The 1525-nt window shown below is 72.1% G+C and carries 1 protein-coding gene; it reads left to right on the top strand.

The annotated features are described in order from the left end of the window. Window positions 1–499: 499 nt before the first annotated feature. Window positions 500–1474, top strand: coding sequence for an SCO0930 family lipoprotein (locus ACWGI8_RS44180; RefSeq protein WP_453669253.1), 975 nt, complete (start codon window positions 500–502; stop codon window positions 1472–1474). The last annotated feature ends 51 nt before the right edge of the window (window positions 1475–1525 follow it).

Genomic DNA, 1525 nt, shown 5'->3' with positions numbered 1-1525 from the left:
GGTCCCGCGGGGGGGGGGGGGGGGGGGGGGGGGGGGGGGGGGGGTGGGGGGGGGGGGGGGGGGGGGGGGGGGGGGGGCGGGGGGGCTCGGCGGCGGAGGCGGCTTCGGAGTGGGCGCCGGCCCGGCTACGCAGTGACCGCTCCCCGCGACCGCGACGACGGAACCGGAGCCGCCGGGGCCGCCGGGGCCGATCGAGGCGTACGAGCAGGAGTCGGCAGCTGAGGGCACCGGGGCCGCCAGCAGCCAGGCGAGTGCGGCGGCTGCCAACAGCCGCCCGACGAGCGATCCGTACACGCCGATGAGCATGATCCGCAGGGCGTCCTGACACGCCCGAACGGGTGTCGATTCCCCTGATGGAGGGGTTGTCGGCGGATCGGGTTTGCGGCTGCGGAGAATTTTTCCGGAACGCGTTGAACACAGCACGCCCTCCCGCCCGTACCTAGGGCCATGAACGGCGCACCCAGGCGCCACACAGACACCGGGCACAACGGGAGTTGACATGAATACCTGGCGGAACGCCTCGCTCGCGGTGACTGCGGCGGCCGTACTCGCGCTGACGACGGCGTGTGGTCAGGACAAGGGAACGGAGACGAACGGACAGGCGGTCGGCGCCGTCAACCCGGCCGGACAGCCCGCCGCCGACAGCGGCTACGGCTCCGATTACGGATCCGGCAGCAACGCCGCGGCCACCACCCCCAAGACTGCCGGGCAACTCGCCGTCTGGGACAGCAAGAAGCTCGGCAAGGTCCTCACCGACAGCGAGGGCTTCACCCTCTACCGCTTCGACAAGGACACCGCCAGCCCGCCGAAGTCGAATTGCGAAGGCGACTGCGCGAAGGCCTGGCCCGTCGTGGCTGCCGGCGATGTCACGCCCGCCCCCGGCACCGACGCCTCCCTGATCGGCGAGGTCACCCGGGCCGACGGCAGCAAGCAGCTCACGATCGGCGGCTGGCCGATGTACCGCTACGCGAAGGACACCAAGGCCGGAGACGCCAACGGCCAGGGCGTGGGCGGCACCTGGTTCGCCTCGGCGCCCGACGGGAAGAAGGCCGCGCCCGGCGGCGGTGGCGGCGAGGAAGGCGCGGAGGAGGCCGGCGGCGAGGCCGCGGACCTCGCGGGCCTCTCCGTCCGCAAGGACCCCAAGCTCGGCGAGATCGTCGTCGACAAGAACGGCATGACCGTCTACCGCTTCATGAAGGACTCGGCCTGGCCGATGAAGACCGCCTGCACCGGTGCCTGCCTGGAGAAGTGGCCGGTCGTCGAGCCGGTCGACAAGAACGACACCGAAGGCATCCTCAAGAAGGGCTTCGTCACCTTCGACCGTCCCGACGGCATCAAGCAGCAGACCATCGACTGCTGGCCGATCTACACCTTCTCCGGCGACGACAAGCCCGGTGACACCAACGGGCAGGGCGTGGGCGGCACCTGGTTCGCCGTCTCACCCCAGGGCAAGCCGGTCGGAGCGCCCAAGTAGCCCCCACGCTGCGCCTCCGGCCACCGGCCCGCCGTCACGCTCCCCGCGTGC

It is taken from the genome of Streptomyces sp. NPDC054841 (assembly GCF_053611045.1).
This window is presented reverse-complemented; position numbering and strand designations above follow the sequence as displayed.

Coding starts and splice junctions, on each gene's coding strand:
- ACWGI8_RS44180 (WP_453669253.1), top strand. CDS start 500: ATGAATACCTGGCGGAACGCCTCGCTCGCGGTGACTGCGGCGGCCGTA.